1 protein-coding gene is annotated in these 1,971 nt (G+C 70.8%); it reads left to right on the top strand.

The features are described 5' to 3' along the window. On the top strand, positions 1–1,971 hold a 1,971-nt coding region (locus tag MJ783_RS21345), incomplete at both ends, for an acyltransferase domain-containing protein (protein ID WP_239313200.1).

Genomic DNA, 1,971 nt, shown 5'->3' with positions numbered 1-1,971 from the left:
CTGGCCACCACCCGGACCGCGTTCGAGCATCGAGCGCTGGTCGTCGGCAGTGACCGTGCCGAGTTCCTGACCGGCTTACAGGCGCTGAGCCGGGGAGAACAGGCCGCCGGCCTCGTCGAGGGCGTGGCCGGCGACCCCGGGAAGACCGTGTTCGTCTTCCCCGGTCAGGGCGCGCAGTGGGCCGGGATGGCCGTGGAGCTGTTGGGCACCTCCCCGGTATTCGCCGAGCAGCTGGCAGCGTGCGCGGACGCGTTGGCGCCGTTCGTGGACTGGTCCCTGATCGACGTGCTGCGCGGCCACCCCGACGCCCCCGCCCTGGAGCGCGTCGACGTCGTGCAGCCCGCACTGTTCGCAATCATGGTTTCGCTTGCCCGCCTCTGGCAGTCCCTGGGCGTCCACCCCGACGCCGTCATCGGCCATTCCCAGGGGGAAATCGCGGCCGCTCACATAGCCGGTGCGCTCACCTTGGAGGACGCCGCCAAAATCGTGGCGCTGCGCAGCCATGCGCTCAGAGAACTGGCTGGCCACGGTGGCATGGTCGCCATTCCGCTGCCCGCGGCCACGGTGGCGGAGCAGCTCGCGCGGCTGGGTGACCGGGTCAACGGTGACCGGGTCAACATCGCCGCAATCAACGGATCCCACTCCACTGTTGTTTCTGGCGACCCGGACACACTCGACGACATTCTGGACGCTTACGCAACGCAGAACGTCCCGGCCCGGAAGATTCCGGTCGACTACGCCTCCCACTCCGCCCAGGTCGAAAACATCCGGGAAAAAGTTCTCGGTCTGCTGGCGGACGTCACACCCCGCCCCGCCACCATCGCCTTCTACTCCACCGTCACCGGCATGCTCCTGGACACCACCGAGCTCACCGCCGACTACTGGTACCGCAACCTGCGCCAGACCGTCCGCCTCGACCCGGCGGTCCGCGCCGCCCTCGCCGGGGGGCACCGGACATTCGTCGAAACCAGCTCCCATCCGGTGCTCACCGTCGGCATCCAGCAAACCATCGACGACACCTCCGTCGGGGAGAACACCACGACGACTGTCACCGGCACTCTGCGCCGGCACGAGGGCGGCTGGCGGCGTCTGTCGACCTCACTGGCCCACCTGCACGTCCACGGCATCAGCCCCGACTGGACCGCCGTGTTCGGCCCGGCCGCCCGACGCACGGACCTGCCCACCTACGCCTTCCAGCGCGAGCGCCACTGGCTGGCCGCGCCCACCGGGAACGACGTCACCGCCGCTGGTCTGGACCCCGCCGGCCATCCGCTGCTGGCCGCGGCCCTCCCCCTGGCCGACGGTGACACCGTCCTGCTCACCGGACAGCTCTCCCTGGCGGCCCACCCCTGGCTTGCCGACCACGCCGTCTCGGGCACAGTCCTGCTCCCCGCCAGCGCCTTCGTCGACCTCGCCCTGCATGCCGCCGACCAGGTCGGCTGCGATGAGATCGCCGAGCTCACGCTCGAAGCCCCGCTGGTCGTGCCCGACGCTGTCGGCATCCGGCTTCAACTGATCGTCGGAGCCGGGGACGACCCGGGCCGGCGGACGGTGAGCATCCACTCATGCCCTGCCAGCACCCTCGTCGAGGGAACCCGGTCGGACAGAGCGTGGACGCGGCACGCGACCGGCATCCTGACCAGCACTGACGGCGTCCTGACCGGCACTGGCACGATCGCGTCGGTACCGGCGCCCGATGACCTGGCCGGGGCCTGGCCGCCCGTGGGTGCATCCGCGGTGGACGTGACAGGCCTCTATCAGCGTCTGGCCGCCCGAGGCTACGACTACGGGCCGGTCTTCCAAGGGCTTCGAGCCGCCTGGCGGCGAGGCGACGATGTGTTCGCCGAGGTGCACCTGCCACCCGGGCAGCAGGCCGACGCAGGCCGGTTCGGGCTGCATCCGGCGTTGCTGGACGCCGCGCTGCACGCGGCGGTGGGTCTCGTCCCCGCCAGCGAGACCGGGACTGAGACC

It is taken from the genome of Protofrankia sp. Cj3 (assembly GCF_917627355.1).
In the GTDB taxonomy this organism is placed as follows: Bacteria; Actinomycetota; Actinomycetes; order Frankiales; family Frankiaceae; genus Protofrankia.
This window is presented reverse-complemented; position numbering and strand designations above follow the sequence as displayed.